We start from the raw sequence: 24,387 nt of genomic DNA, 5'->3' as shown, positions 1-24,387 counted from the left end.
GTATGAAGATTTTTAAACTAATTGCGATATTTTTAAGTCTGGCTACCCTGTCTTCTTCCTGCGGGTTGATCTTAATGGGGACACACCAAAGTGTGAATGTCAAAAGAGAAAACGCTGATGACCCTGTTTTTATCAACGAAAAGCGAATAAGCTTTGGCAGCGAAACTAAAGTCAGGTTATCTACCTTGTATGGAAATGCCCAGCAGGTAAAAGTTGAGAAAAAAGGTCATATCGATCGGTACTATGTAATGGCTCAGCACAAAAGACCAGCACTTTACTATGCGTTTTTCCCGTTTTTCTCATGGTCTACGGCAAAAGTTTATCCTACCTGGTGGATTTACGATAGAAATCCGCCTGTTTTTAAACCGGGGCCAAGGATTGATAAGAGACAAAGCAATGAGCGGTTTGTATTTTTTCAGCGGTCTGATATTAAAATTGAAAGAGGCAACTCCCGCTACGTTGAAGTAAAAAAGCGCAGGGAAATGAGAGGGAAGCCGCCCGAAACAGTCACAACAAATTATGATCCCGTAGATATAAATGATGCAGCCTTTTTTAGACTTGTCAATGATAACCTGATGGAAAGGCAGTATTACGATACCAATCAAAAGAACTTCGTAAAACACAACGGGAACTCATTGGTTTTGACTGCTTCATTTGTTTCAAAAGAGACAAAAGTGACGCACTTTATCAAGCACTTTAGCGCTTATTCAACTAAAGTAAAGGTGGGAATAGAGTGGTCGCTTATCAATCTCGATGGAGATACACTGGTTAATAAGCTTGTAGAGAACTGGGGAGGCGAGTTTAGCCATAACAATTTAGTTCATATTGATGGAGAGCCTCAAAAACCTTACGCTATTGCCATCGAAGATGCCATTACTTATAACTTTTACAAGTTCTTTGATAGCGATGAGGTTCAGAACCAACTTAAAATACAGGATACTACTAACAATCTGATTGCTAAAGAGAAGATCAATCACACCAGGAAACAAATCAATTCGCTAGATGATGCGATTCAAAGCACTGTTACGATCCTCGCTGGTGATGACTACCACGCAAGTGGATTTGTCGTAGGGGAAGAAGGGTACATCCTCACAAACTATCATGTTGCAGAATTCGATCTGCATAACCTAACTGTCATTGATCATGAAGGTGAGAAATTGCCCGCACGTGTGGTTCAGTTTAATGAAGGATATGACCTGTGTTTAATAAAAATTGACAAGCCATTTGATAAAACCTTTAGGCTTAGCAATGTCAACGGGTTGACAGTGGGTGAAAACATTTATTCGATCGGAACCCCACAAAACAAACAGCTTTCACAAACCTTGAGTAACGGAATTGTTTCTGGTGAGAGGAAAGTAGAGGGTGTAGATTTTATTCAAACCGATGTTAGTGTCAACAAAGGGAGTACTGGCGGACCTTTACTCAGAGATAACGGAGACCTCCTGGGTGTTGTGAGTAACAAGGTTTACGATTACAGCGTTCAGGGCTTAGGTTTTGCGATTAGGAATAACATGATCAACAGCTTCCTCAATGGAGAAGAAAAAGTTGTTGAGCTCGATGAAGTTGAATCGGAAAAGGAAGCCTCAGAAGAAGATGAAGAAATTGAAAAAACAGAGGAAGAAGAGGATTAACTCTCTTCCTTTTTCTTCTTTTTCTCTTTGAAGCGGATTGACTTGATAACAGCTTCTACTTCTCTCAGGTACTCGCGTTTATCGAACTCCGGAGCATAAGCATAGCCGTAAGCTGTTACAATCTCATCTTTTTTCTCATTCAGGATTGTGAGCATGACAAACGGACCTCCCATCAGGTAGCCCTCTGTTCGCCAAAGACCGCGTATTTCTGTTGCGAAGTGTTCTCTGAAGTTAATTTCTTCAGCTCGCGGACTAACAAACCGCATGTCAATGTCCATGTAAGAATTCTCAACCGGACCTGGAATCGTAGCTTTTAAAGCGCTATCGGCTTTGTTGATGATGTTGGTTGGCTGGAGTTGATCAGGTGAAGTATAGGGATATTTAAAAACCAAAACTCCCTGACTGATCTGATGCTTAAAGCCTCCTCTTTCTCGTTCACGTTCGAGTCTCAACCAAACAAAGTCTTTGTTTGACTTGGCAAAATACATCCCTTTCATGGTCGTGATCTCGATATTCAATAAGCTATCAATACGCTTATTGAGTTCTTCACTTCCGGCACTTTTATTTTTGTGGTAGAGCCTGTCGAGAGATTTTGCTTCAAAGTAATCGATGAGGTTTTGTGATTCCTCGTTGAACTTTTTGATGAGCCCTTCTTCGTTTTTTGCCTTGATACGAACGATCAATTGATGACGCGCCCACACGTTTTTCTGGATATTCATTTTTGGACCGGTTACCCGCGTAGGATCTATCTCAAAAATGAGGATATTCCCAAACGACTTGTAAACCTTGCTAAAACTCTTGTCTGTAGTGTGCTGTACGTTGAAAATTGGTTCTGACTGTGGAAGGCCGTATTGCGTTTTTCTCAACTTCTCACGAATCGTATCACCAAGTTTTCCTTTCCACATATCCTGTTTTACCCAAACGATCAAGTCACCTCCTTCACCGCTGGCCATAGGCAAAAAGCGTTGATTATCTTCATCGCTCGAGCAGCCGATGAAAAAGAGGACAGAAAGGAAAAGTGCGAAATATTTAACCATTTGTACCAACCACTATTTTCATTCCCGGTTTTAGTCGGGAATAGTTGACGTTTTTATTCAGTTCTTTTAGCTGAGAAACGCTTATTCCACGGGCTTTTGCGATGTCCCACAGCGTATCACCGCTCTGTATTTGGTAGTAAACCTTATCTCCATCTTTCTCAACTTCAATCTTTTTTGGCTCACTTTTTTGAGCGTAATGATTACCGCCTTTTGGGTAAATTACGAGTCGCTGACCGATGTTAATACGAGATGACCTAAGGTTATTCCAACGCATAATTTCACTGGATCTAACACCATAACGCTGAGCGATGCGTCCTAGTACATCTCCGCTTCTAACGCGATAGTAAACGCGATCTTCTTCAAACTCTTTGAGGTTGCCGTCATTTTCTTCTCCCATCGTTTCGTAAGTCGATGCTACGAGCGTATCCTGTTGTTCGTAAAACTCAAAAACCTTTTCGCGAGGGAGTCTCAAAATATTTGTTTTATCGCTGTAAGCCGGTACGAGGTCGCGTTTGTAAGCCGGGTTTAAGAAACTCAATTCTCTTTCGGTCAGATCCAGTTTTGAGCTCAATTCCGAGTAGAAAATAGGCCCTTTGACGTGAACAGTATCTGTCTCGAAGAAAGTTTTTAGAGGTGCAACACGGTTAATCTTGTATTCATCAGCATGTTCAAAAACGTAATACGCAGCGATGAAAGCCGGCACGTAACCTCTTGTTTCACGTGGTAGAAACGGGTAGAGATCCCAGTAATTTCCTTCTCTTGAGCCAGATCTCCTCATTGCGCGGTTCACATTTCCGGGGCCGCAGTTGTATGCTGCCAAAGCCAAATCCCATTTTCCGTACATTCTGTACAAATACTTGAGGTATTGAGCGGCAGCATGAGTCGATTTAACCGGATCCATGCGTTCATCCATGTAAGAGTTTTGTTCAAGATCATACATTTTACCTGTAGAATACATGAACTGCCACATTCCAACAGCGCCTGCATGAGAGCGAGCCCTTGGATTTAGAGCACTTTCCACAACTGCCAAATATTTCAATTCTAACGGAACATCGTGCTGATCGAGGACTTCTTCAAACATCGGGAAGTAGTATTCACTCAAGCCTAGCATTCGGGAAACCTGCTCTCTTCTCTTAACTGCATAGAGATTAATAAAAGCTTCAACGCGATCGTTGTGAACTACATTGAAAGGAGTGCGCAGATTGAGAGAATCCAGGCGGTTCTTCACAATGGAATCGCTGTAAGTTGGAATTTCGTTTTTAGGTATTTCCACATACCCTGTATCGAATGTGAGCTTTGCCGATTCGGCCAGTTCAAAGAACGGAGCATGCATCATGCTGTCCATTGCAGCTACTACTGATGAGGTTTCCTCAACCACGTTTGTGTCGATCGGTTCTGATTGTGAGCTATCTGGCTTTGTTGCCAGTGCGCTTAAAGAGAAAAATAAAATACCTGTTAATGAAATCCACTTCATGTGTTAGAATTTATGCAGCTAATATGAAAAAACCATTGGCTGTTGTGAACCAATGGTTTCGTTACTTTTACACAACGGAATTTTAACGAAATAGTTACTCAGTTAGTGTGCGAGCAAAGCCGAGCAACTTCTTTTCTTCGAATGAACCGGCCATGATTTGCAGTCCATAAGGCATTCCGTTGCTGTGAAATCCAGCCGGAATCGATATTGCTGGTGTCCCGGCCAAGTTGGAGTGGACCGTGAAAATATCTTCCAGATACATCGAAACGGGATCATTATCATTGGCTCCAAACTCAAAAGCTGTCTTTGGAGTTGTTGGAGACAGGATGAAATCATAATCCCTGAGCATTTCATCAGTTTTTTCGCGAATAATTCTTCTAACTTTTTGTGCTTTAGAGTAATAAGCATCGTAATAGCCGGCACTCAAAACAAAAGTACCCAGCATAATTCTGCGTTTTACTTCAGTGCCAAAGCCTTCAGTTCTCGATTTCACATAAGTTGATTCGAGATCCTCTGCCCGTTCGCTTCGGTAACCGTAACGCATTCCGTCATAGCGCGACAGGTTACTCGATGCCTCAGCATTTGAAAGCACGTAATAAGTTGGAACGAGTTTATCTAAAATATCAAGGCTCACATAATCAACCGTGTGGCCTTGTTCTTTAAGCGACTCTATTCTTTCTTCGAGATTCTTTTTTATTTCAGGATCGAGTCCGTCAGTCTCAAAAGTTTCTTTGATGACCGCAATTTTTACTTTGCCTTCAAACTTTGAAGCTGTTGAATAAGCATCCGTCTTTTTCGTTGAGGCAGTGCTGTCTTTTTGGTCAGATCCGGCAATAACCTCCAGGATAAGTGCTGAATCTTCAACCGTGTTCGTGAGCGGACCAATTTGATCGAGCGATGATCCGTAAGCGATGAGGCCCCAACGCGAAACTCGGCCATAAGTGGGTTTGAGGCCAACAACTCCACAAAATGAAGCGGGTTGACGAATAGATCCACCTGTGTCAGATCCCAGTGTTGCGAGACATAATCCCGCAGCTACTGCAGCCGCAGAACCACCGGATGATCCACCGGGCACACGGTTCTGATCGTGAGGGTTTTTCACTGCGCCATAAGCCGAGTGCTCATTAGAGCTACCCATTGCAAATTCATCGCAATTCAGGCGGCCAATGATCACTGCGTCTTCTTCGAGAAGTCTCTCTACTACCGTTGCGCTGTAAAGCGACTCAAAGTTTTCGAGGATTTTTGAGGAAGCGCTAACCGCATGACCTTTGTAGCAAATGTTGTCTTTTAAGCCGATTACCATTCCTGCCAATTTACCGGCAGTGTTGTTTTTCAGCTTTTCGTCAACCTTTTTGGCTTGCTCGATAGCGTCCTGATCAAAAACCTCTAGAAAGGCATTGAGCGACTCTTTTTCTTTGATGGTTTCAAGGTAGTTGCGCGTTATGTCTTCAACGGTTTTGCCGTTTTCGATTTCGCGCTTTACCTGTTCAAAAGATGTGTACACGTGATTGAGTTTTGAGAACGTGTTAGCTTTCTTTCTTGTCTTCTACTTTGTTCTTTTTGGAGTTTGCATCATCGTCTTCGTTAGAAGCGTCTTTAAATTCTCTGATGCCTTTTCCAAGTCCTTTCATAAGCTCGGGAAGTTTTTTACCGCCAAACAGTAAAAGAGCGAGCAAAAGAATGAGGACGATTTGCCATGGACCAATATTCATAATTTCCTCCTATATAGTTCTCGTTTATTCAACGCTAAATTGATGGGCAAAGGTACGAAAATGAACGGCAAAATTGAGACTATCTTGCTTTATAAAGCCAATATGCAGGGTCAAGGGTTTCAGCTTTTTGTCCTTTTCGTATTTGGAATTCCATTTCTGTCTTGCCCTGGCTGGTTCTAATCGTGCCGATAGCTTGTTTACTGGTTACTTTTTCACCGGTTGTGACGAATACGTCATCGAGTTTTCCGTAAGCGGTGAGGTAATCACCATGACGGATCACGACAACTTTTCCAGCACCCGGAATAATCAACACTTTACTCACTTCACCATCAAACACCGCTCGTGCTGTTGATCCTTCTTCAGTACTGATGGCAACACCGTCATTTTTCACTTTGAGGTGACTTAGCACCGGGTGAGCTTTGATTCCGTAGCTCTGCGTGATAACTCCTTTTTCTGTTGGCCAGGGAAGTTGCCCTTTGTTGCTCGTAAAGTCATCTGCCAGTGCTTTAGCTTCTGGTGTGAGCGACCATTCGCTCTCTTTTGATTTAGGATTGGCCTCGCGGGATTTGCGTAATTCCTCGGCAATAACGCGCTGTATTGCTTTTTGAATAGCGAGCTGTTCTTCCTGTTTCTTGTCGATTTCTTTTTTCAGTTCACGCTCTTTTTGCTTGAGGTTGTTGGCGAGCGATTCTTGCTCCTCCTGCTCTCCGGCAAGTTTTTGCTTTTCAGAACTCAAATCAGTGAGGAGTTGTTCTTTTTGCTTTCTATCCTTTTTGAGCTGATCGGTTTCTTCCTGTAGTTTTTTCTCAAGTCTTTTGATTGCAGCGGCTTGCCTTTTGCGATACTCGGTGTATTCACGCAAGTATTTGATTCGTTTGTACGCCTGGTTGAAGTCTTTTGCTGCAAAGACGAACATGAGTTTGTCGTAGCTGTTTTGATTGCGCTCTGCAAAACGGATCAACTCAGCGTATTCTTCTTTGAGCTTTTTGAGGTCGTTGTGCATCGACTCCAAAAGGGCCTGATTTTCTTCAATTTCGTCAGAGAGGAGGTTGATCTCGGTTCTGATTGTGGTGATGAGTTGCTGGCGCTCGTTGATCTTTTTGTTGATCAGAACCAAATCGTTGAGCGTACTTTGCTTTTGCTTTTTGGTTTGTTCTAGCAGCTTGTTTTTGTACTCAATATCCTTGACGAGGTTAGACTTTTGCTTTTCCAGCTCTTTGCGCTTTTGGCTCTGACCAAAAACAACCGAGCAGCTAAGTAGAAGAACAAATGCCAGCAATGCTGTTTTAGCGAATGGGCGTATAGCTGTCGTATATTTTGAAAGGAAAGCGTTCCTCATCGTTAATGTTTATTCGCGAATATTGGTTTTCAATAGTAAGCTTTTGCTTTGACTTGATGGTTATGGTGGACTCAGTTGCGAGGACAAAGTTGTCGATTTCTTTGAAATCCTGATATTTGATGAGTGCACTTCTTTTATTGCGTAAATCGAGTATTTGCAATTTTGATAATCGGTAATTTGCCGGATTGATCCAGTTGCTGACAACGATATCGTCATCGATCCTGTGGCTTTTTTCTCTCGCTTTTTTCAGTTTTCGTTTTTTGAGCGTACTCAGCAAATAGAGGTCGTTATCATTGCTCCGCTTGATATTGGGGTCATCGATGTCGATTGCATTTCCCAGCAGTATTGATTGTAGTTGGTTGAAGTCGATATCGAGATCTAATTTTTGTTCGAGGAAAGAGTATTCCCCGCTGAAGTATTCTTTTTTCGTTTTGTTGACGAAGAATAAACTATCTGGCCGAGCTAATGCGCGAGCAACTTCGTAACCGTAAGCTGTAAATGAAATCCAAATCACTGAATCTACCTGCATGCGGCAATTCATTTTGACACTGTTTTTCTTGTCTTTCGATTTTATGTCGACAGCAGATTTAAACGAAATAGTTTTTGGACTCATCTCGTGTTTGTTGATGCTATCGATGAGTTGCTCTGTGCGTTTGTTCAGGTCAGCTTTAGCGCCTTCACCAGCTTTTTGGGTGGCTTTACAACTGTACAGCACTAACGGAATGATGAATAGGAATAAAACTTTTCGCATCATAAGCTTACTGTGCAGATTGAGTTAGTTTTTCGTCAATTTGATCTGAAGCTGCTCCGGTATCTTTCGCTTTTTTCCAGTACTTACGGGCTTCTTCCTTTTGACCTAATTTGTTGAGTACATCACCGTAATGCTCCAATATTTCACCCTGGCTCATTCCGCCATTTTCAAGAGCAGTTTCAAGGTGTGTTTTTGCTTTTTGGTATTCTCCGTTTTGGTAGAGCACCCAGGCGTAAGTATCTAAATAGGTCGGGTTTGTAGGATGCCTTTTAACTGTTTGAGAAGCCATCTCTTTTGCTCTGTCAAGGTTCTCCTTGCGCAAGCTCAAAAAGTACGCGTAGTTGTTGAGCACGTAATCGTTTTTGGGATTGAGCTTGAGCGCATTTTCATAGTTGAGCCATGCTTTCTCGTATTTTTCGAGATTGTAGTATGCATCACCCAGGCTACTGTAGAACTGCGTTTGAAGAGACTGGTTGTCAACTACCAGATTTTTTCCCTGCTCCAATGCAAAAGCTGCTCTGTCGTAGTTTTCGAGTTGTAGGTTGCTGAGTCCGTTCATGAGGAATGAAATGGGCTGACTAGGAAACAACTCCATTGCAGCAGCGCTGTGTTCCTCGAGAGATTTCGTTTCGTTGAGCTCACTTTCAATGATGAGCAATTGATTCCAAACGAGGAAACGACTGCTGTCCAGGGCGATACTCTTGATGTATTTCTCACGTGCCTTTTCAGCATTTCCTTCCCTGATGAGAAAGTCACCGTAAATGGCAAATGTTTTGGCTTCATCAGGGTGTGACTCTTCGAGGATTGAGAGTAATTCGAGACTTTTTTGCGCTAATTGATCACCCGGATCTGAAACGCGGTAGTAATTCAGTAAAATTTTGACTTTGCTGTCGATGTCGAGTTCAGGATTTGCAAACGCCTTTTTGCGCTCTTCAAAAGCTTCTGCATCTTTTCCGGCTTCTTCGTAATAATCAGCAAGTGAAAGCGCGATGAGCGGGTTGTCAGGGTCGAGATCACGCAGCTTCTTGAAAGTTTCAATCGCTTTTTCGTATTCTCCCCGGCTGCGGTACAACGAAGCTAACATCCCGCGATAGTTGGCATTTGTGGGATCGTTTTCGATCAGTTTTTTGACTTCTTCCTCAGCCTTTTTGTTGTTGCCCTGCTTCGAGTGCAGCTTGTACTTTTGCTTGATGATATCAGCATTGAAGCCTATTTTTTCCTCAATTTCATCGTACACAACGAGTGCTTCATCAACCTTATTTTCGTAGAGGTACATATTGGCCAGCTCGTAATAGTAGCGGATCTGACCGGGATTCAACTCGGTGAGTTTTTTGAATGTTTCACCGGCTTTCTTGTAATCGTTCGTTCGCTTGAGAAGATCAGCGTAATGATCGAGGTACCAGCGGTTGGTATCCTCAACGGCTATTGCCTTTTGAATGGAAGTGACAGCTTTTTCGTAGTCGTTTTTTTCGGTCAGAACCAGCGATTTTTGGTACAAAGTAGCGGGATGACCCGGCACCATTTCAAGGCATCTGTCAAATGATGAGAGTGCCTTATCCCAGTTCTCGAGCGACTTGTGTTTGAGTCCGTCAAAGTATGCCGACTTAAACGAGTTTGAGTTCAGCTTGTCATTGGGTGTGTACTCCGTTTTATTTTGAGTTGTTTTATCCTTCTTCGTTGTTTTGTTAAAAACAGAGCAGGAACTCAACAATAAAATCGAGAGAAAAACACCGGCTATTTTACTGTTTTGAATAATCTCCAATACTTAAATCTTTAGGTTCTGACTTAAAGGTAACGTGATTCCCGATCATTGAGTTATCAGCGTTCAATCCTTCAATAACTGTGTTGGTGTACACAATGCTGTTTTTGATCACGCTGTCTTTAACCGTTGTGTTTTCATGAATACTAACGTGCGGACCCACAACGCTATTTTCAATGACAACATTCTCCCCGAGATAACACGGTTCGTTGATAATGCTGTTTTTGATCTTAGCTGATGAATCTTTTTGATCCTTGTCACTGTTGAAAGCTAAAATGCGCGAATTGGTGTGTACTGTTGCGTTTTTGTTGCCACAATCGAGCCATTCTTCAACTTCTCCCGGTACGAATTCCATTCCTTTTTCGGTCATGTTGCGCAACGCATCAGGAAGTTGATATTCACCACCTTTAATAATGTCGTTTTCGATGAGGTATTCGAGCTCTTTGCGAAGTGTTGCGCCATCTTTGAAATAGTAAATCCCGATCATCGCCAGGTCAGAGACATACTCTTTTGGCTTTTCAACATAATCGGTGATAACACCATTATCATTGATTTTTACAACGCCAAACTGGCTGGGATCTTCAATTTTCTGAACCCAAAGGACACCGTCTTTTTCAGCGTTGAATTTGAAGTCGGCTTTGAAAAGCGTATCGGCAAACGCGACAATCACATTGCCATCTAGAAGCTCTTTTGCGCACAAAATCGCGTGAGCCGTTCCAAGCGCTTCATCCTGGTAACAGATGTGACCTTTTGCTCCCAGATTATCAGCTACTTTTAAAAGTCTTTCTTCTGTTTCAGATCCAAACCTACCTGTAACAAATGCTATATCAGTGATCTTTTCATCGGCAACACTCGCGATGTCTTCAACTAATCGCTGTACAATTGGTTTACCGGCAATAGGTAAAAGTGGTTTTGGAACAGTGAGCGTATGCGGGCGCATTCGTTTTCCCATACCCGCCATTGGAACAATTATTTTCATGCGTGGAGAAGTCGTTTTATTTTCGCCAAAGGTAGTATTTAATGCATTTTTGACCTAAAGACTACCAGAACCACAAAATTTAGTGTTTATGAATGGGATTGTTGTGAAAAAGCTCAGTGAAATTGGCCAAAATGAAAACGGATCAACATTTGGTTTGGCTACTCGACCTGCTGAAGGATTTATTGTCGCTCAGCGCAAAAAAGGATCGAAGAGCGGAGGCCATTATCATAAAGGGAATTCAGCCACGAAAAACCCTGAAATCCTGATTTTGACCAGTGGGTCAGCTAAAGTTTATGGATCTGACCGAAAAACAGGAGAAACTTTTCATCACGAGGTTGAAGCTCCGGTTGAGTTGAATATTTACCCGAATGTAATTCACACGGTTGAAGCACTCACTGATATTTCATTCATCGAATTCAACTCGCTGGATGAGCACAAAGCAGATACTTTTTACGATGACTGATCTTTTGTGTGTTGATCAATTGCTTCCTGTTCTTGTTGAGCAATTTCATCATCGTAGAGCTCATCGTAAATATCGGTCTTTTTGCTCGATATCAAGCTCCATGTCATGATGATGCTCGTACCCAGAATGACATATAGCAGGATGCCTGACTCAAAAGCTTCAATTTGGTACTCGCTTGGAATGGCAAAGTAGAGCAAAATTGTAATCAAACCTCTTGGCGCAATCCAAAGCTCCGTTTTGGCAGCTTTTCGCTCAATGATGTAGAGAAAAATGAAGCGGATCAAATAAGCTGCTGCCAAAATGATCACACTCACCAAAAATACTTTTACCGATACGAGCGAAGAAAGCACGATCGTCATTCCAAATACCACGAAGAAGAATGTGCGCACCACAAATGCAGTTTCGATCGTGATAAGCCTAAAATCGACCAATACCCTGCGCATGGCTACAGGCTTGATCCATCGGCTCAGGCGACCCTGGAAAAACACTTTTCGGTTGTTGAGGATGAGTCCAAACGTGAGAATGATGAGCAGTGACGAAAGGTGTAGCATTTTACCCATCGCGTAGAGCAGAACCAAAACCGCAATCAGTAAAAACAATTTTACTTCCGATTCGATTTTTTGGAATACCCAAACCAAAATATAACTCAATACAAATGAGAGCAGGATCGTGATGAGCGTATTCGTCCCAAAATTGGCGAGCATGGCTGAGCTACTTTCGGCATCAACAGCACCGGCATAAAAGTAGAAAAACATAATCCCGAAGATGTCGGAAAAAGTACTGTTGTAAATCAAAAACTCTTTCTTGTGTTCATCCAAAGAACCAACTGACGGAATCACAATGGCGCTACTCAAAATACTCATCGGCATGGCGTAGAAAATACTCTGCTGGATGGAAGCACCGGTAAAAAACTGCACGATGTAAGTGAGCACGGCTGTTGTAGCCAGTAACTCCAGCAGTGCAACAGACATGGATTTGATGATTATGGGCGCTTTGTCTTTTGTGAGCTTGAGGTCTAGCGCAGCTTCCAGTACGATCATAATCAGCCCCACAATTCCCAGCAGCTCCAAAATAGGCATCATATTGATCTCGCCCATTTCAAAATAATTCATCAACTGGTTGAGGATGATTCCGGTTGTGATAAGCATCAAAACAGTAGGAATATTGGTGCGCTTGCTGATGAGATTGTAGAAATAACTCAATACAACGATAACACTAACTCCAATAAGAAAAATATATGGTGAACCGATGTTTGGCATAAGTCAATTTTTGATCAAATGAGCTGTAAAGATAAGAGTCGAAATAAACTATTGTTCAGTAGCCGCGTGAAATTGCGAATAAATAACTTTTGCTAATTCCGGCATGTAAGTCTCGTTAATGGTCAGAACCGAATTGTCGCTGGCCGGAATTTTAATAGCGGCCTTTCCACCGTGTAGCCAGGTTCCGTCCGTTTTGTAAACCGAGTAATGAGCCTGTAAATTTCTATCGTAGCGGTTGTGCTGAATATCGAGCTGACTCGCATCCATCGGGATAACGAAGTCGAGCTGGTTGATTGAAACCAAATAGTCCGTTTGGTGTTTTTCACGCAATAGGAAAAGGAAATCATCACGCTGAAAAACAGCATTCATGTATTTGTCACCTTTAGATCGATTCGTACGTAACTGACCATTTTCGATGTAAGTTCCCTCGCGTTTTGGCTCTTCTTTCTTTTTAAATTTCGACTTGAATTTATCGAGCTTCGATTTTTCCTCTTCGACTTTTGGAACACCAACATACTCGTATTTCATCGAGTTAAAAGCAAGTTCGTTGTTTTTCACCAACACCGCTTTGCGTGGGTTCTGAAAGTGAATCGAAGAAACGCTGTCACCAAACGTTTTGGAAACAGCCTTTACCAGTCCGAATTTCAACGTGTCGCTGAGCTCTTCAAACTTGAGTCCGTTCACGTTCATCAGCTCCTGCGAAAAATGACATTTGAAAAGCGCATCTTTAAACGGCACAACGTATAAGTCGCCCAGTTCGTTGGAAGTTGCGGTTTTACTGTCAGACTCACCGGCATTCACACGGTAAGTTTCGTCTTGCGCAAAGCTGTTGAGCGCAGTGAAAAAGATCAATGAAAGAAGTAATTTTCTCATGTTGTTTCCTCTAATCTAACATTCTCAAAACATCGTTGCCATTTGCCCATAGGAGCAAAGTGAGCAACAGCAGCATTCCTGCCAATTGAGCGTATTCCATGAATTTTTCGCCCGGCTTTCTTCCGCTCACAATTTCGTAGAGCAGGAACATGACGTGTCCGCCATCAAGAGCCGGAATAGGCAAGATATTCATAATTGCTAATATGAGAGATAGAAAAGCTGTAAGGTTCCAGAAAGTTCGCCAGTCCCAGGCACTTGGGAAAAGGTTCCCGATAGTACCAAAACCACCGAGCTGACTAACACCTTCTTTACTGAAAATAAGGCTGAACTGATCGATGTAGCCGCCCATTTTGTCAAGTGCTAAATTGTACCCGGCCGGGAAGGCTTCAAAAAAGGAATAATCTTTTTGTGTGAGTTCAAAGAAATTTGTGATGGGCTGATTTCCAACGCCAACCTTGCCATCTTCGCCAACCATTGCAGATAGTGTTACCGGTTCACCATTGCGCTCCACCGTGATCTCGACTTCTTCACCTTTCAAATCCTGAACGGTTTTAGCAAAATCGATGAAGTATTCTGTGTCTTTCCCGTTGACGGCTAGAAACTTGTCGCCCTTTTGGATTCCTGCACTTTCAGCGGGTGAACTGGGAAGCACGGTATCGGCAATGAACGGAATTCTCTCTGTGAAAAGCGATTTTTCTCCAGAGGCCAACATCTTTTGAGCAAACTCATGCGGTACGCGCACTGTGCGGGTCTGACCATTATTTTCAACCGTTACCTCGTTAATTTCCTCGTTTAATAGGAGCTCCTGCGTGATTGTCGCATATGTGTAATCATTTGGTAGCGGCTCACCGTCAATTTCAATTACACGGTCACCGTCTTTGAAGCCGGCTTGTTTAGCCGTCTCGCTCACATGAACACCGTACTTCGCATCTTCAGCGCTGAGGTAAGTTTTTCCCCAGGTCATCATGATCATGGAGTAAATGAAAATGCCCAGGATAACATTTACCGTTACACCGCCCAGCATTACAATAAGCCGCTGCCAGGCCGGTTTGGCTCTGAACTCGTAGTCCTTAGCCGGTTCTTTCATCTGTTCCTTGTCCATGCTCTCGTCAATCATGCCCGAGAGCTTGACGTAACCACCCAGCGGCAGCCAGCCAACACCGTATTCTGTATCGCCTTTTTTGGTTTTAAAAAGCGAAAACCACGGATCAAAAAACAGGTAAAATTTTTCAACTTTAACTCCAAATAGCTTGGCGGGCAGGAAGTGGCCAAACTCGTGCAAAATCACCAATATGGATAAACTCAACAGCAGTTGAGCGGCTTTGATCAAAATATCGTCCATTTTAAAAAATCACGTTATTAAGTGGCAAATGTAGGAACCACAAATCAGTAAACTATTATTTTTATGCCCGCTATGGGTTAAAAATCTATAAACTTAACGCAAAACAGGTAAAGAAAAGTTACAATGAAAAAATTCGCAATAGCAGGTATAGCAGTATTTTTTAGTCTTTTGAGTTTCGGTCAGAACCGAATGACTCCCGAGAAATTATGGGAATTGGGTCGTGTTAGCGGTGAGGTGTTTGTCTCACAATACGATTTAGTTGTTTATAGCGTCACGAAGTACGATGTTGCTAAAAACTCGGGCGGTTCTGACTTGTATGTGCTCAACAACCGCACAGGTCAGGTGAATCAAATTACCGATATGGAAGGATCTGAATATGGTGTTCAGCTCCATCCCAATGGGAAAAGCATCGGTTTTATCAATAGTGGAAAGCTATTTGAAGTTGATTTGAGCGGAATGAATGTTCACACAATGGAAAACCAGGATGTAGCTGTTTCTCATTTCAAGTATTCACCATCAGGAGATAAAATTGCTTTCACAACTGAAGTGAAAGTAAAAGATCCGTTAGTTGCTAAATACCCTGATCTTGGGCGAGCTAATGCTAAAATTTATACTGATTTGATGTATCGTCATTGGGACACCTGGGAAGATGGCTCTTACAGCCACCTGCACATTGCCGATTACAGGGAAGGAGTTATTTCCAACATCAAAGACATTATGCCTGATGAGCCTTACGATGTTCCGGTTAAGCCTTTTCACGGAGCTGAGGACTTCACCTGGAGTCCGGATGGGAAAACGCTGGCTTACGTTTGCAAGAAACTCACCGGAAAAGAATATGCTGAGAGCACAAACACTGACATCTATTTCTATGATGTGAAATCAGGAAAAACCGAAAATGTAACCGAAGCAAATAAAGGTTACGACACTGATCCGCAATTCAATGAAAACGGAACCCTTTTCGCTTGGTTGAGCATGGAGAGAGATGGTTATGAGTCTGATCAAAACGAATTGAAAATTGCTAATACAGATGATATCGAAAATCCTGTAAACATCACTCAAAACTGGGATCGCCAGCTTTTTGGATTTGCTTTTCACGGGAACAATGAGGTGATCATCAATGCAGGTGACGAGGCTACTTACCAGCTTTACAGCATGTCGGCTGCTATTGATAAAAAGGTGAAAGATCTCGATGAAACACGCAAAGCCATAACTTCAGGAGATCACAATATTACAGGTATTGTTGGTGTGGGGCCAACACGAGTAGTGGCTCACAAGTCCACCATGAACCGGGCAAATGAGTTGTACAGTTATAACATTGAATCTGGTGAGGAAAAACAATTGACAAAAGTCAATGACAAAGCCTATTCAAAGATCAAGGAGAGCAAAATTGAAAAACGTTTTATAGAGACCACAGATGGTGAAAAAATGCTGACCTGGGTGATTTATCCGCCAGATTTTGATCCAAAGAAAAAATATCCTACACTCCTTTATTGCCAGGGCGGACCACAGAGTGCTGTTTCGCAGTTTTATTCTTTCCGCTGGAATTTCCAGCTCATGGCGGCTAAAGGGTACATTGTTGTAGCACCAAACCGCAGAGGTTTGCCAACTTTCGGGCAGGAATGGAATGAAGAGATCAGTAAAAACTGGGGCGGACAGGCAATTGACGATTATAAAGCTGCATTTGATGCCGTGATTGAAGAGCCGTATTGCGACAATGAACGCACTGGAGCTGTGGGAGCGAGTTACGGAGGTTACTCGGTTTATTTCCTTGCCGGTAACCACGAAGATCGTTTCAACACGTTTATCTCACACTGCGGATTGTTCAACCTGGAGAGCTGGTACGGTTCTACAGAGGAACTCTTCTTTGCCAACTTTGATATTGGCGGACCTTATTGGGGAAATAATCCACCTGAGAGTTATGAAAAATACTCACCTCACAACTTTGTCGATAACTGGGACAGCCCAATGATGGTCATCCACAGCGGAAAAGATTTTCGTGTTCCATATACGCAGGGAATGGAAGCTTTCCAGGCCGCACAGTTGAAAGGCTTAAAAAGTAAATTCCTCTATTTCCCTGATGAAAACCACTGGATTCTGAAACCGCAAAACGGTTTGCTGTGGCAGCGTGAGTTTTTCTCGTGGTTAGAGGATACGATTGATGGAGAGTAAATAGTTAAATAGTCCCGTGTTCTGATCAGTTTAATGGTCAGAACCCTTCTTTTTGAAATTATTCAACTTTTCTAAAGTTCCAAGCTTTAGAAAAGTTTTCAGAATAGCTTAATTGTTGAATAAAGTATCGCATTTTTATTCGAAAAGCTGGACGAGAATGGATTCAATATATTCATAATATAGTTTTACGAGCTTTCTCAACCTGGACCTTGAATCTCAAAGACCTGCTATATACCACTGACTGATGAGAAGCGACCTACGAATTGAGATTCTGGTTAATTACTTAATAAATAATGGACCGCTTGATTTTTATGGTTTAAACCATCTGAGACGAGGAGGTAGTTTAGTTTTTACACGAAAACAAAACTACGAGCTTAACGGCCTCGGGAACTGACGTGTAGAATTTCAGCAGAGAGAGCGTACATTTTTGCTGTGCTTGAGCTCAGCCTTCGTGTTTTTCTTGAAGAAAAATACGTAAAAGGCGTTTGCGAGTTCAGTAAAAATAGTGATCGACTGCTAGAAATTCGAGCAAAGTTTCCGTTAGCCTTGATCTTTTAGGTGTTTTTGCATCAAGGCAAAAGCACAAGAATATCCGAGAGAAACGAGGATAAGGGATGTAGTTTTCATTGTCCTTTGTCTTGACACAAAGGACGTAAAGGTCAAGTCTCATCAGAGGTGATTTTTCTCCACTTCGTTCCGAAAACCATAGTCGGATTTTGTGCTTCGCGCTTTGTCTTTTTCGTAGTTTGAAACCCTGCAGCAAGTGCGAGGGGCTATAACTTTCTAAGCCTCAACGCTTCGGTTATAGGCAAGAAACTCAAAGACGCGACTACGCACATCCGCTATATATCACTGACTGATGAGACGAAGCCTACGATTTAAGATTTGGGTTTATTGTTTAATTAAGGATCGCTTGTTTTTTTAGTCTCGACCTTGACCCTGAATTCAACCCTTAATAAACGATCCATTTTGCTGTTTTTCGACCAACATTCAATAAATGTTGTTTCAAAGCTATGAATTAAACTCTGTTGTTAAGAGAAAAGCACAATTGGTTCTGACCAGGAACCTAAGCAGTATTCCTGTTCAGTCGTTTTTTCATCAATAAATTGGCGACAACACCGGAGATTACGAGTCCGATACCTACGAACATCGACCAGTTGTGGGAGATGCCAAAAATCGAGTAATCCCAAAACAGCGCGAAGATGATACCCACATATTTCAGTGGGGCTATTTGATTGGCTTCCTCAGCTTGCCAGGCTTTTGTCATGGTTACCTGTGCGAGTTGCGTGAATATACCCATAGCGAGGATGATGAGCCAGTCCCATCCGACAGGCGTTTCCCAGTAAAAAAGTGAAACAACTCCCATGATGGGCGTGGCGATGAGCGGAAAATAAAACACCACCACAACGGGATGGTCAGATCCTTTCACCTTCCCGATCATGTTGTATGCGAGTCCGGCAAAAACAGCGGATACCACCCCGGCAATCATGTATATAAGGTCGATGTCATCGTTGAATCCTTTGATGACGATAATGCCCGCAAAAGAAAGTGCAAAAAAGAGCCATTGAATAGGTTTCATGGGTTCTTTTAATATCCAGATGGCAAATAACGCTGTGAACATCGGGCTGAGGTACTGGATCACGATAGCCGTGGCAATGGGCAGGTTCTGAAGAGTGAAGAAGAAACTGGACAGGGCAATCACGCCAAAGATTCCGCGCAATACCAAATACTTACGCTTGTTGCCGAGCGGATGTACGCCTGCTCTTTTCAAAATGATGAGGCTCAACACCAGCGATACGATGGATCTGAAAAAAACGAGCTCAGTAAAAGGCAAGTGGCTCAAAAACTTCACGCACAACTGCATGAGGCTAAAGCACAAAGCCGATATGAGCATATATTGAACCCCTTTATTCACGAGCGTGCAAAGGTGGGGTTTTTTGTGAATTTTGCAGTGAAGTAGGCGTAATTTCGAGATAAATTACAACTTTGCTGTTCACCAAACACGAAAGCGTTTTGAAAAACAATCCGTCTGTAGCTGTTATTGGAGGAGGAAGCTGGGCATCGGCCATCGTAAAGATGCTCACCAACAATCTCGATCGCGTAAATTGGTGGATGCGAAACGAAAAGAGTGTTGATCACCTCAAAAAGTACCATCACAATCCCAAGTATTTACAATCTGTGGAGTACAACATGGACAAAATTCATGTGAGTACAGATTTAAAGGAGATTATCGACAGCTCAGAGGTGTTGGTAATGGCCACTCCATCGGCATTTATCGCCAATATGTTTGACGATTACCCACGCGATGGGATGGATAAAAAGATCATCATTTCGGCTATTAAGGGAATCGTTCCGGAGTTTAACGCTATCCCGGCCCGTTATTTTCACAAAACGTTCAGAATCCCTTACGAGCAAATCGGGATGATCTCAGGGCCCTGTCACGCTGAGGAAGTTGCGCTCGAACGGTTGTCGTACATTACTGTTGCTTGTCCTGATCAGGACATAGCGGCTAATTTTGCCAAAATGCTGGATTGCCGTTACATCAAAACTTCAATTTCTGATGACTTGTTCGGAACCGAGCTCTCGGCAGTTTTAAAAAATGTGTACGCTATAGCGAGCGGTATTTACAGCGGACTCGGATACGGAGATAACTTCCAGGCGGTTTTGGTTTCTAATGGAATCCAGGAAGCGGAACGATTCATCGATGCTGTAAACCCGATTCACCGCGATGTGTTGACATCAGCTTATCTGGGTGACCTGCTCGTGACGGCTTATTCTAAATTTTCGCGTAACCGCACTTTCGGATTTATGATCGGGAAGGGGTACTCTGTCAAAACAGCTCAGCTCGAAATGGACATGATCGCAGAGGGTTATTACGCTGTAAAAAGCATTATGGCCATCAACGAGAAATTTGATGTGGATTTGCCTATTTGCCAGGCGGTTTATCACGTGATCTACGAAAAGATTTCTCCTGTTATTGAAATGAATATTCTGGCGGATAAGCTCAGTTAGTTTATCGTTTAAAGTTTAGTGTTTAAGAGGTTTAATTCCTTGATGATTGTTTTTTAAACCATTTAGAAATGAAGAGTCATTGAGGGTGTGTAATTTCTAAATGCATAATCTGAGACTGGGAAATGACTCAGCTTTGACTTTGTATTTAATTATACTACTGAGTATCACAGTGTAATTCTCAGTGTTTCACAGGGTGTTTTTTGAGTTTAACTTATAGCTACAAAGACACCAGGACACAAGGTGCTTCTTTAATCTTCGTGAGCTTTGTGATTTCTTTGCGAGCTTCGTGATCCTGAATCAAACCTCCAAACCTCCAAACACCAAACCCACCAAATTCATTTACCCAAAAAGATCAGCGAAAACTTCACCGATTTGCTTCACCATTTTGATCTTGATGTCGTAGTCTTTTTGGTCGATGCCTTTTTTGTTGTACGAGCTGATGTAGATCTTTTCAAAGCCGAGTTTTTCAGCTTCGCTGATTCGTTGATCGCAGCGTGTCACGGGTCTTATTTCTCCTGACAGTCCAACCTCGGCAGCAAAGCAGTAATTAGCACTTATCGGCATGTCGGCATTGGAGGATAACACGGAACAAACCAGGGCCAAGTCAATGGCCGGATCATCCACTTTTATTCCGCCCGCGATGTTTAAAAACACATCCTTCGAAGCGAGCTTGAACCCACAGCGTTTTTCCAGTACAGCCAAAAGCATTGAGAGTCTGCGGAGGTCAAATCCCGTAGCAGATCGTTGCGGAGTACCGTATGCGGCTGTACTCACCAGAGCCTGTGTTTCAATCATCATAGGGCGCAGGCCTTCCATTGTTGCGGCAATAGCTGTTCCGCTGAGCGACTGATCGCGGTTACCGATGAATATCTCTGACGGATTACGCACTTCCCGCAAGCCGCTTCCTTCCATTTCGTAAATCCCCAACTCGTTGGTCGATCCAAAGCGGTTTTTTACGGATCTGAGCAAGCGATAAATGTGATTGCGATCGCCTTCAAACTGCAAGACACTATCTACCATGTGCTCCAGTATTTTTGGACCGGCAATGTGTCCTTCCTTGTTGATGTGCCCGATGAGAAAAACGGGAATGTTGCTCTCTTTGGCAAAACGCAACAGTTCAGCCGTACACTCGCGCACCTGGCTCACGCTTCCCGGAGCACTTTCTATCAGTGAGGTGTGTAGCGTTTGAATAGAATCCACAATCAGGATGTCAGGCGCTACATTCTTGATGTGCTTGAAAATCGTGTCGAGTGACGTTTCGGCCAGTAAAAAAGTATCGGCAGTTTCTTTTCCCATTCGCTGGGCGCGCATTTTGATTTGCTGCGGACTCTCTTCACCTGAAATATAAAGCACTTTTTTTCCCGGTAGCGAAACGGCTATTTGCAGCATCAACGTTGACTTCCCAATTCCGGGCTCACCGCCTATAAGCACGAGCGAACCCGGGACGATACCTCCTCCCAAAACGCGATCGAGCTCGTTGTTGTTGGTTGAAATACGCGGCAGGTTTTCCGTTTCAATTTCGGTCAGAGACAGCGGTTTGGCAATGGTGTCGTTAGTCGATTCGGTTCTGACCGAAGCGCGTTTTTTGTCTTTTTTCGTGATAACTTCCTCTACAAAAGAGTTCCATTCGCCACAGCTGGAGCAGCGTCCAACCCATTTTGGCGATTGTGCACCGCAGTTTTGACAGATGAAAACGGATTTCGTTTTGGCCATGCCGCTAAGGTAAATCTATTGGTTTGAATCCAATATCTTTTGCTCTAAAGATGTGGTGGAGTAGCCCGGTAAAAAGGCGATTGCCTCCACTTTTCCGCCATTCTCTTTCACATGGTCAGATCCCACGATATAGCGTTTATCATTTTGGTCAGAGCATTGGGGGTCGTAGTCGCCACCTTTTACCAAAACATTTGGTGTGAGTTTTTTGATGAGATCAAAAGGTGTTTCTTCATCGAAAATGATGACAGCATCCACAAAAAAGAGTGCCGCCAGAATGGTTGCACGCTGATCCTGATCTTTGATGGGCCTGGCCGGACCTTTATTCAGCGTTTTCACCGATGCATCGCTGTTGAGTCCCATCACCAGCTTTGTACCCAAATCGGCAGCTTTTGAGAGGTAGTCGATGTGGCCTTTGTGCAAGAGGTCAAAAACGCCATTCGTGAACACGACTGTCTCGCCCTGCGACTTCCATTCGGCTACGGTTCTGACCGCAACCGACTTATCCATGATTTTATGCCTGAGCTGCTTTGAGTTTGTCATTTTTCCATCGGTTAAACGGTGAAATTAAAGCAAATGACAGCGCACCCAAAATGAGGATAAGAATCGTTTGAGCTGTCCACACAATCCAGCCAAAGGCTCCTGCTGTGTTTTTGTCCACTTCGTAGAGTACTAAAATCGCCTGTACTGCGAGCGGGTAAGCTCCAATTCCGCCATTTGTCACTGCGATAGTGATTCCGCCCAGGGCAAAGCCTGTGAGAACACCCGCAATTGGAACGTTTGATGTTTCAGGGAGAGCGAAGAAGCACAGGTAAAACATCATGAGGTACATCAGCCAAATAAAAAGTGTGTGCCCGATGAATGCCCACTTCTTCTTCATGGTATAAATACTGAGCATTCCGTCAACAATTCCTTTGAGGGTTTTTTGAATGGTTTGTATGAATTTGTTTTCTGATTTGATGCGGTAAATGAAAACGAGTGATCCAATTCCGCCAACCAGTAAAACAACTAACAATACGAGGATCGTTGTACCGGATATTTTACCAAAGACAGATGCCAGTATTTCGTTCAGTAGATCTTGTATGACTTCGTACTGTAGAAAAATTACGGTGAGGATGGTTGTCATGAGAATGAGTGCATCGGCAACGCGTTCAGCGATAACCGTTCCAAGCAGTTTTTCAAATGGGATGTTTTCGTACTTGCGCGCAATTCCGCAACGCGATATTTCACCTAGCCTTGGAACAGCCAGGTTGATGAGGTAACCGATCATCACAGCGAAAAAGCTGTTGGTGAAATTGGGCTTGTAACCGAGCGGAGCCAATGTGAATTTCCATCGGTAAGCGCGGCTCATGTGACTGAGGGTAGCTGCTACTAGTGAGAGCCAAACCCAGCTATAATTGGCGCGCTCAAAGGCGTCCATTATTTCTGTTTTGTCTTTAGGTGTTAGTGTGGAGTAAAAATACCACACGAGAAAAAGACCAAAACCCAGCGGTATGGCGATTTTCAAAAATCCGGTGAGGTACTTTTTCATAAAATAGTGTTGTTAGGTTTTCAGTGTGTTGTTTGTTTCGTCTGGAAAGATAACAGAAGGTTTGAATTTTTTTGCCTCTTCAAACTCGAGTTGAGCATAAGATATGATAATGATAATATCGTTCACAGCTACTTTTCTCGCAGCCGGACCGTTGAGGCAAATTTCACCACTTCCGCTCTCGCCCTTGATCACATAGGTTTCGAGACGTTCACCATTATTGATGTTTACGATTTGCACTTTTTCGCCTTCAATAATGTTTGAGGCTTTCATCAAATCCTCATCAATCGTAATACTGCCGATGTAATTGAGATCGGCTTGTGTAACCTTAACGCGGTGAATCTTAGATTTTACAACTTCAATAAGCATAGCTAAATACCCTGATAAATAAAGTGCGCAAAAGTAACGATTAATTCAGGTCGATGTTATCAATCAGGCGCACATTTCCGGCAAAAGCTGCTATGAATGCGCGAGCCGGAACATCGATTGAGCCACTCAATAATTCCATCGTTTTGGTGTCGGCAATATTGAAATATTCCAGATCAAACATCTCCTGTTGATCAAAAGTCTCTTTGACAGCTTTTTCGATTTCTTCAACCGTTTTTCCCTTTTCTTTCAGATCACGGGCCATGAGAAGCGATTTGTAAATAATTGAGCCTTTCTCCATTTGTTCATCAGTGAGTCGCTCATTGCGGGAACTTTTTGCAAGTCCGTTCGCTTCGCGTTCAATAGGGCAGCCCACAACATTGACATCCAATCCTTCAAGCTCAGCCATTTTGCGAACGACCAAAACCTGTTGGTAATCCTTTTCGCCAAAATAAGCATTGTTTGGTTCTATGATCTCGAAGAGCTTATTAACGACAGTTCCAACTCCATCGAAGTGCCCGGGTCTGAACTCACCCTCCATTTTCGTTGCTAAAGAACCAAAAGGGTAAGATTTGGACTTTTTGCCTTCGGGATACATGTCGTCATCAGTTGGTGTGAAAACCACATCGCATCCGGCAGACTCCAAATATTTGATGTCGCGATCCAGTGTTCGCGGATATTTTTCGAGATCCTCAGGGTTGTTGAATTGAGTGGGGTTTACGTAAACGCTAACCACTGTGATGTCATTGTCACTTGCTGATCTTTCAACAAGAGCCAGGTGGCCACTGTGCAGAGCCCCCATAGTGGCAACAAAACCGATCGATTGATTATTCGCCTGTGCGTTTTGCACAACCGATTGCATTTCTTTCTTTGTTCTACAAACTTTCACGCTTCACTAAATTTAGTCAATTGTATTGACAGAGCGCAGGGCAAAGTGGGCAAAACTAATTGAAAACTTGATTTACAAGCCATTTATGCTTAAT

General features: G+C 43.0%; 21 protein-coding genes. 4 read left to right on the top strand and 17 right to left on the bottom strand.

What is annotated here, in order from left to right; all coding sequences use genetic code 11:
• The first annotated feature begins 2 nt into the window (after nt 1–2).
• Nucleotides 3–1,631, top strand: a complete 1,629-nt coding sequence (locus tag F3059_RS07730; RefSeq protein WP_151167910.1) for a S1C family serine protease — start codon at nt 3–5, stop codon at nt 1,629–1,631.
• Here F3059_RS07730 and F3059_RS07725 read toward each other — a convergent pair.
• The 8 genes from F3059_RS07725 to F3059_RS07690 form a co-directional block, all read right to left on the bottom strand.
• A complete protein-coding gene (locus tag F3059_RS07725) occupies nt 1,628–2,668 on the bottom strand; it encodes a DUF4837 family protein (RefSeq protein WP_151167908.1) in 1,041 nt (346 codons plus the stop codon). The two genes, F3059_RS07730 and F3059_RS07725, sit on opposite strands and share 4 nt — an antisense overlap.
• Nucleotides 2,661–4,142, bottom strand: coding sequence for a lytic transglycosylase domain-containing protein (locus F3059_RS07720; RefSeq protein ID WP_151167906.1), 1,482 nt, complete (start codon nt 4,140–4,142; stop codon nt 2,661–2,663). Before F3059_RS07720 ends, F3059_RS07725 begins: the two co-directional genes overlap by 8 nt.
• 94 nt (nt 4,143–4,236) lie before the next feature.
• Nucleotides 4,237–5,646 carry an Asp-tRNA(Asn)/Glu-tRNA(Gln) amidotransferase subunit GatA gene (gene gatA, locus F3059_RS07715; RefSeq protein ID WP_151167904.1) on the bottom strand — a complete coding sequence of 470 codons (1,410 nt, stop codon included), beginning with the start codon at nt 5,644–5,646 and terminating at the stop codon, nt 4,237–4,239.
• Nucleotides 5,647–5,668: 22 nt separating this feature from the next.
• Nucleotides 5,669–5,854, bottom strand: a complete 186-nt coding sequence (gene tatA, locus F3059_RS07710; protein WP_151167902.1) for a twin-arginine translocase TatA/TatE family subunit — start codon at nt 5,852–5,854, stop codon at nt 5,669–5,671.
• A 79-nt stretch (nt 5,855–5,933) separates the two neighbouring features.
• On the bottom strand, nt 5,934–7,193 hold the full coding sequence (locus F3059_RS07705; RefSeq protein ID WP_151167900.1) for a murein hydrolase activator EnvC family protein: 1,260 nt from the start codon (nt 7,191–7,193) through the stop codon (nt 5,934–5,936).
• Nucleotides 7,141–7,947, bottom strand: a complete 807-nt coding sequence (locus tag F3059_RS07700; protein ID WP_151167898.1) for a DUF4292 domain-containing protein — start codon at nt 7,945–7,947, stop codon at nt 7,141–7,143. The genes F3059_RS07705 and F3059_RS07700 overlap by 53 nt, the downstream gene beginning before the upstream one ends.
• Nucleotides 7,948–7,951: 4 nt before the next feature.
• Nucleotides 7,952–9,706, bottom strand: coding sequence for a tetratricopeptide repeat protein (locus F3059_RS07695; RefSeq protein WP_151167896.1), 1,755 nt, complete (start codon nt 9,704–9,706; stop codon nt 7,952–7,954).
• The gene (locus F3059_RS07690; RefSeq protein WP_151167894.1) at nt 9,684–10,682 is read right to left on the bottom strand and encodes a sugar phosphate nucleotidyltransferase; all 999 of its coding nucleotides are present in this window, start codon (nt 10,680–10,682) and stop codon (nt 9,684–9,686) included. The genes F3059_RS07695 and F3059_RS07690 overlap by 23 nt, the downstream gene beginning before the upstream one ends.
• A gap of 88 nt (nt 10,683–10,770) precedes the next feature.
• Between F3059_RS07690 and F3059_RS07685 the strand changes: the two genes are divergently transcribed.
• Nucleotides 10,771–11,145 (top strand): hypothetical protein, encoded by a 375-nt coding sequence (locus tag F3059_RS07685; RefSeq protein WP_151167892.1) that lies wholly within the window; start codon nt 10,771–10,773, stop codon nt 11,143–11,145.
• On the opposite strand, the gene F3059_RS07680 is transcribed toward F3059_RS07685, so the two are convergent.
• From F3059_RS07680 to rseP, 3 genes are read right to left on the bottom strand one after another with little or no spacing between them, the layout of a single operon-like run.
• Complete coding sequence (locus tag F3059_RS07680) at nt 11,133–12,404, bottom strand: cation:proton antiporter domain-containing protein (RefSeq protein WP_151167890.1); 1,272 nt, start codon at nt 12,402–12,404, stop codon at nt 11,133–11,135. The genes F3059_RS07685 and F3059_RS07680 overlap by 13 nt on opposite strands.
• Nucleotides 12,405–12,452: 48 nt before the next feature.
• Nucleotides 12,453–13,277, bottom strand: a complete 825-nt coding sequence (locus F3059_RS07675; protein WP_151167888.1) for a hypothetical protein — start codon at nt 13,275–13,277, stop codon at nt 12,453–12,455.
• A 10-nt stretch (nt 13,278–13,287) separates the two neighbouring features.
• Complete coding sequence (rseP, locus tag F3059_RS07670) at nt 13,288–14,619, bottom strand: RIP metalloprotease RseP (protein ID WP_151167886.1); 1,332 nt, start codon at nt 14,617–14,619, stop codon at nt 13,288–13,290.
• 123 nt (nt 14,620–14,742) lie between these two features.
• Between rseP and F3059_RS07665 the strand changes: the two genes are divergently transcribed.
• Entirely contained in the window at nt 14,743–16,788 is a 2,046-nt protein-coding gene (locus F3059_RS07665; RefSeq protein ID WP_151167884.1) for a S9 family peptidase, read from the top strand.
• Nucleotides 16,789–17,854: 1,066 nt separating this feature from the next.
• Here the strand turns inward: F3059_RS07665 and F3059_RS07660 are convergent.
• Nucleotides 17,855–18,703 carry a DMT family transporter gene (locus F3059_RS07660; RefSeq protein WP_262713926.1) on the bottom strand — a complete coding sequence of 283 codons (849 nt, stop codon included), beginning with the start codon at nt 18,701–18,703 and terminating at the stop codon, nt 17,855–17,857.
• Between the two features lie 71 nt (nt 18,704–18,774).
• Here F3059_RS07660 and F3059_RS07655 point away from each other — a divergent pair, with 71 nt between their 5' ends.
• Nucleotides 18,775–19,800 carry an NAD(P)H-dependent glycerol-3-phosphate dehydrogenase gene (locus tag F3059_RS07655; protein ID WP_223274572.1) on the top strand — a complete coding sequence of 342 codons (1,026 nt, stop codon included), beginning with the start codon at nt 18,775–18,777 and terminating at the stop codon, nt 19,798–19,800.
• A 339-nt stretch (nt 19,801–20,139) separates the two neighbouring features.
• Here the strand turns inward: F3059_RS07655 and radA are convergent, their stop codons facing one another.
• From radA to panC, 5 genes are read right to left on the bottom strand one after another with little or no spacing between them, the layout of a single operon-like run.
• Nucleotides 20,140–21,513, bottom strand: coding sequence for a DNA repair protein RadA (gene radA, locus F3059_RS07650; protein ID WP_151167878.1), 1,374 nt, complete (start codon nt 21,511–21,513; stop codon nt 20,140–20,142).
• Between the two features lie 15 nt (nt 21,514–21,528).
• Nucleotides 21,529–22,053 carry an adenylyltransferase/cytidyltransferase family protein gene (locus tag F3059_RS07645; protein ID WP_151167877.1) on the bottom strand — a complete coding sequence of 175 codons (525 nt, stop codon included), beginning with the start codon at nt 22,051–22,053 and terminating at the stop codon, nt 21,529–21,531.
• On the bottom strand, nt 22,025–23,041 hold the full coding sequence (locus F3059_RS07640) for a lysylphosphatidylglycerol synthase transmembrane domain-containing protein (RefSeq protein WP_151167875.1): 1,017 nt from the start codon (nt 23,039–23,041) through the stop codon (nt 22,025–22,027). The genes F3059_RS07645 and F3059_RS07640 overlap by 29 nt, the downstream gene beginning before the upstream one ends.
• A 12-nt stretch (nt 23,042–23,053) precedes the next feature.
• Nucleotides 23,054–23,407: an aspartate 1-decarboxylase gene (gene panD, locus F3059_RS07635; protein ID WP_151167873.1), complete on the bottom strand. Its 354-nt coding sequence runs from the start codon at nt 23,405–23,407 to the stop codon at nt 23,054–23,056.
• Nucleotides 23,408–23,447: 40 nt separating this feature from the next.
• Nucleotides 23,448–24,293, bottom strand: a complete 846-nt coding sequence (gene panC, locus F3059_RS07630) for a pantoate--beta-alanine ligase (RefSeq protein ID WP_189683215.1) — start codon at nt 24,291–24,293, stop codon at nt 23,448–23,450.
• Between the last annotated feature and the right edge of the window lie 94 nt (nt 24,294–24,387).

The sequence above is a fragment of the Salibacter halophilus genome, from assembly GCF_008806325.1.
GTDB classification, from domain to species: Bacteria; Bacteroidota; Bacteroidia; order Flavobacteriales_G; family Salibacteraceae; genus Salibacter; species Salibacter halophilus.
Note: the sequence above shows the minus strand (reverse complement) of the source record. Positions and strands in the feature narration are given on the sequence as shown.

Excerpts from the sequence above, each read along its gene's own strand:
- F3059_RS07730 (WP_151167910.1), top strand. The coding sequence starts at position 3 with ATGAAGATTTTTAAACTAATTGCGATATTTTTAAGTCTGGCTACCCTG.
- F3059_RS07725 (WP_151167908.1), bottom strand. The coding sequence starts at position 2,668 with ATGGTTAAATATTTCGCACTTTTCCTTTCTGTCCTCTTTTTCATCGGC.
- F3059_RS07720 (WP_151167906.1), bottom strand. The coding sequence starts at position 4,142 with ATGAAGTGGATTTCATTAACAGGTATTTTATTTTTCTCTTTAAGCGCA.
- tatA (WP_151167902.1), bottom strand. The coding sequence starts at position 5,854 with ATGAATATTGGTCCATGGCAAATCGTCCTCATTCTTTTGCTCGCTCTT.
- F3059_RS07705 (WP_151167900.1), bottom strand. The coding sequence starts at position 7,193 with ATGAGGAACGCTTTCCTTTCAAAATATACGACAGCTATACGCCCATTC.
- F3059_RS07700 (WP_151167898.1), bottom strand. The coding sequence starts at position 7,947 with ATGATGCGAAAAGTTTTATTCCTATTCATCATTCCGTTAGTGCTGTAC.
- F3059_RS07690 (WP_151167894.1), bottom strand. The coding sequence starts at position 10,682 with ATGAAAATAATTGTTCCAATGGCGGGTATGGGAAAACGAATGCGCCCG.
- F3059_RS07685 (WP_151167892.1), top strand. The coding sequence starts at position 10,771 with ATGAATGGGATTGTTGTGAAAAAGCTCAGTGAAATTGGCCAAAATGAA.
- F3059_RS07680 (WP_151167890.1), bottom strand. The coding sequence starts at position 12,404 with ATGCCAAACATCGGTTCACCATATATTTTTCTTATTGGAGTTAGTGTT.
- F3059_RS07675 (WP_151167888.1), bottom strand. The coding sequence starts at position 13,277 with ATGAGAAAATTACTTCTTTCATTGATCTTTTTCACTGCGCTCAACAGC.
- rseP (WP_151167886.1), bottom strand. The coding sequence starts at position 14,619 with ATGGACGATATTTTGATCAAAGCCGCTCAACTGCTGTTGAGTTTATCC.
- F3059_RS07665 (WP_151167884.1), top strand. The coding sequence starts at position 14,743 with ATGAAAAAATTCGCAATAGCAGGTATAGCAGTATTTTTTAGTCTTTTG.
- radA (WP_151167878.1), bottom strand. The coding sequence starts at position 21,513 with ATGGCCAAAACGAAATCCGTTTTCATCTGTCAAAACTGCGGTGCACAA.
- F3059_RS07645 (WP_151167877.1), bottom strand. The coding sequence starts at position 22,053 with ATGACAAACTCAAAGCAGCTCAGGCATAAAATCATGGATAAGTCGGTT.
- F3059_RS07640 (WP_151167875.1), bottom strand. The coding sequence starts at position 23,041 with ATGAAAAAGTACCTCACCGGATTTTTGAAAATCGCCATACCGCTGGGT.
- panD (WP_151167873.1), bottom strand. The coding sequence starts at position 23,407 with ATGCTTATTGAAGTTGTAAAATCTAAGATTCACCGCGTTAAGGTTACA.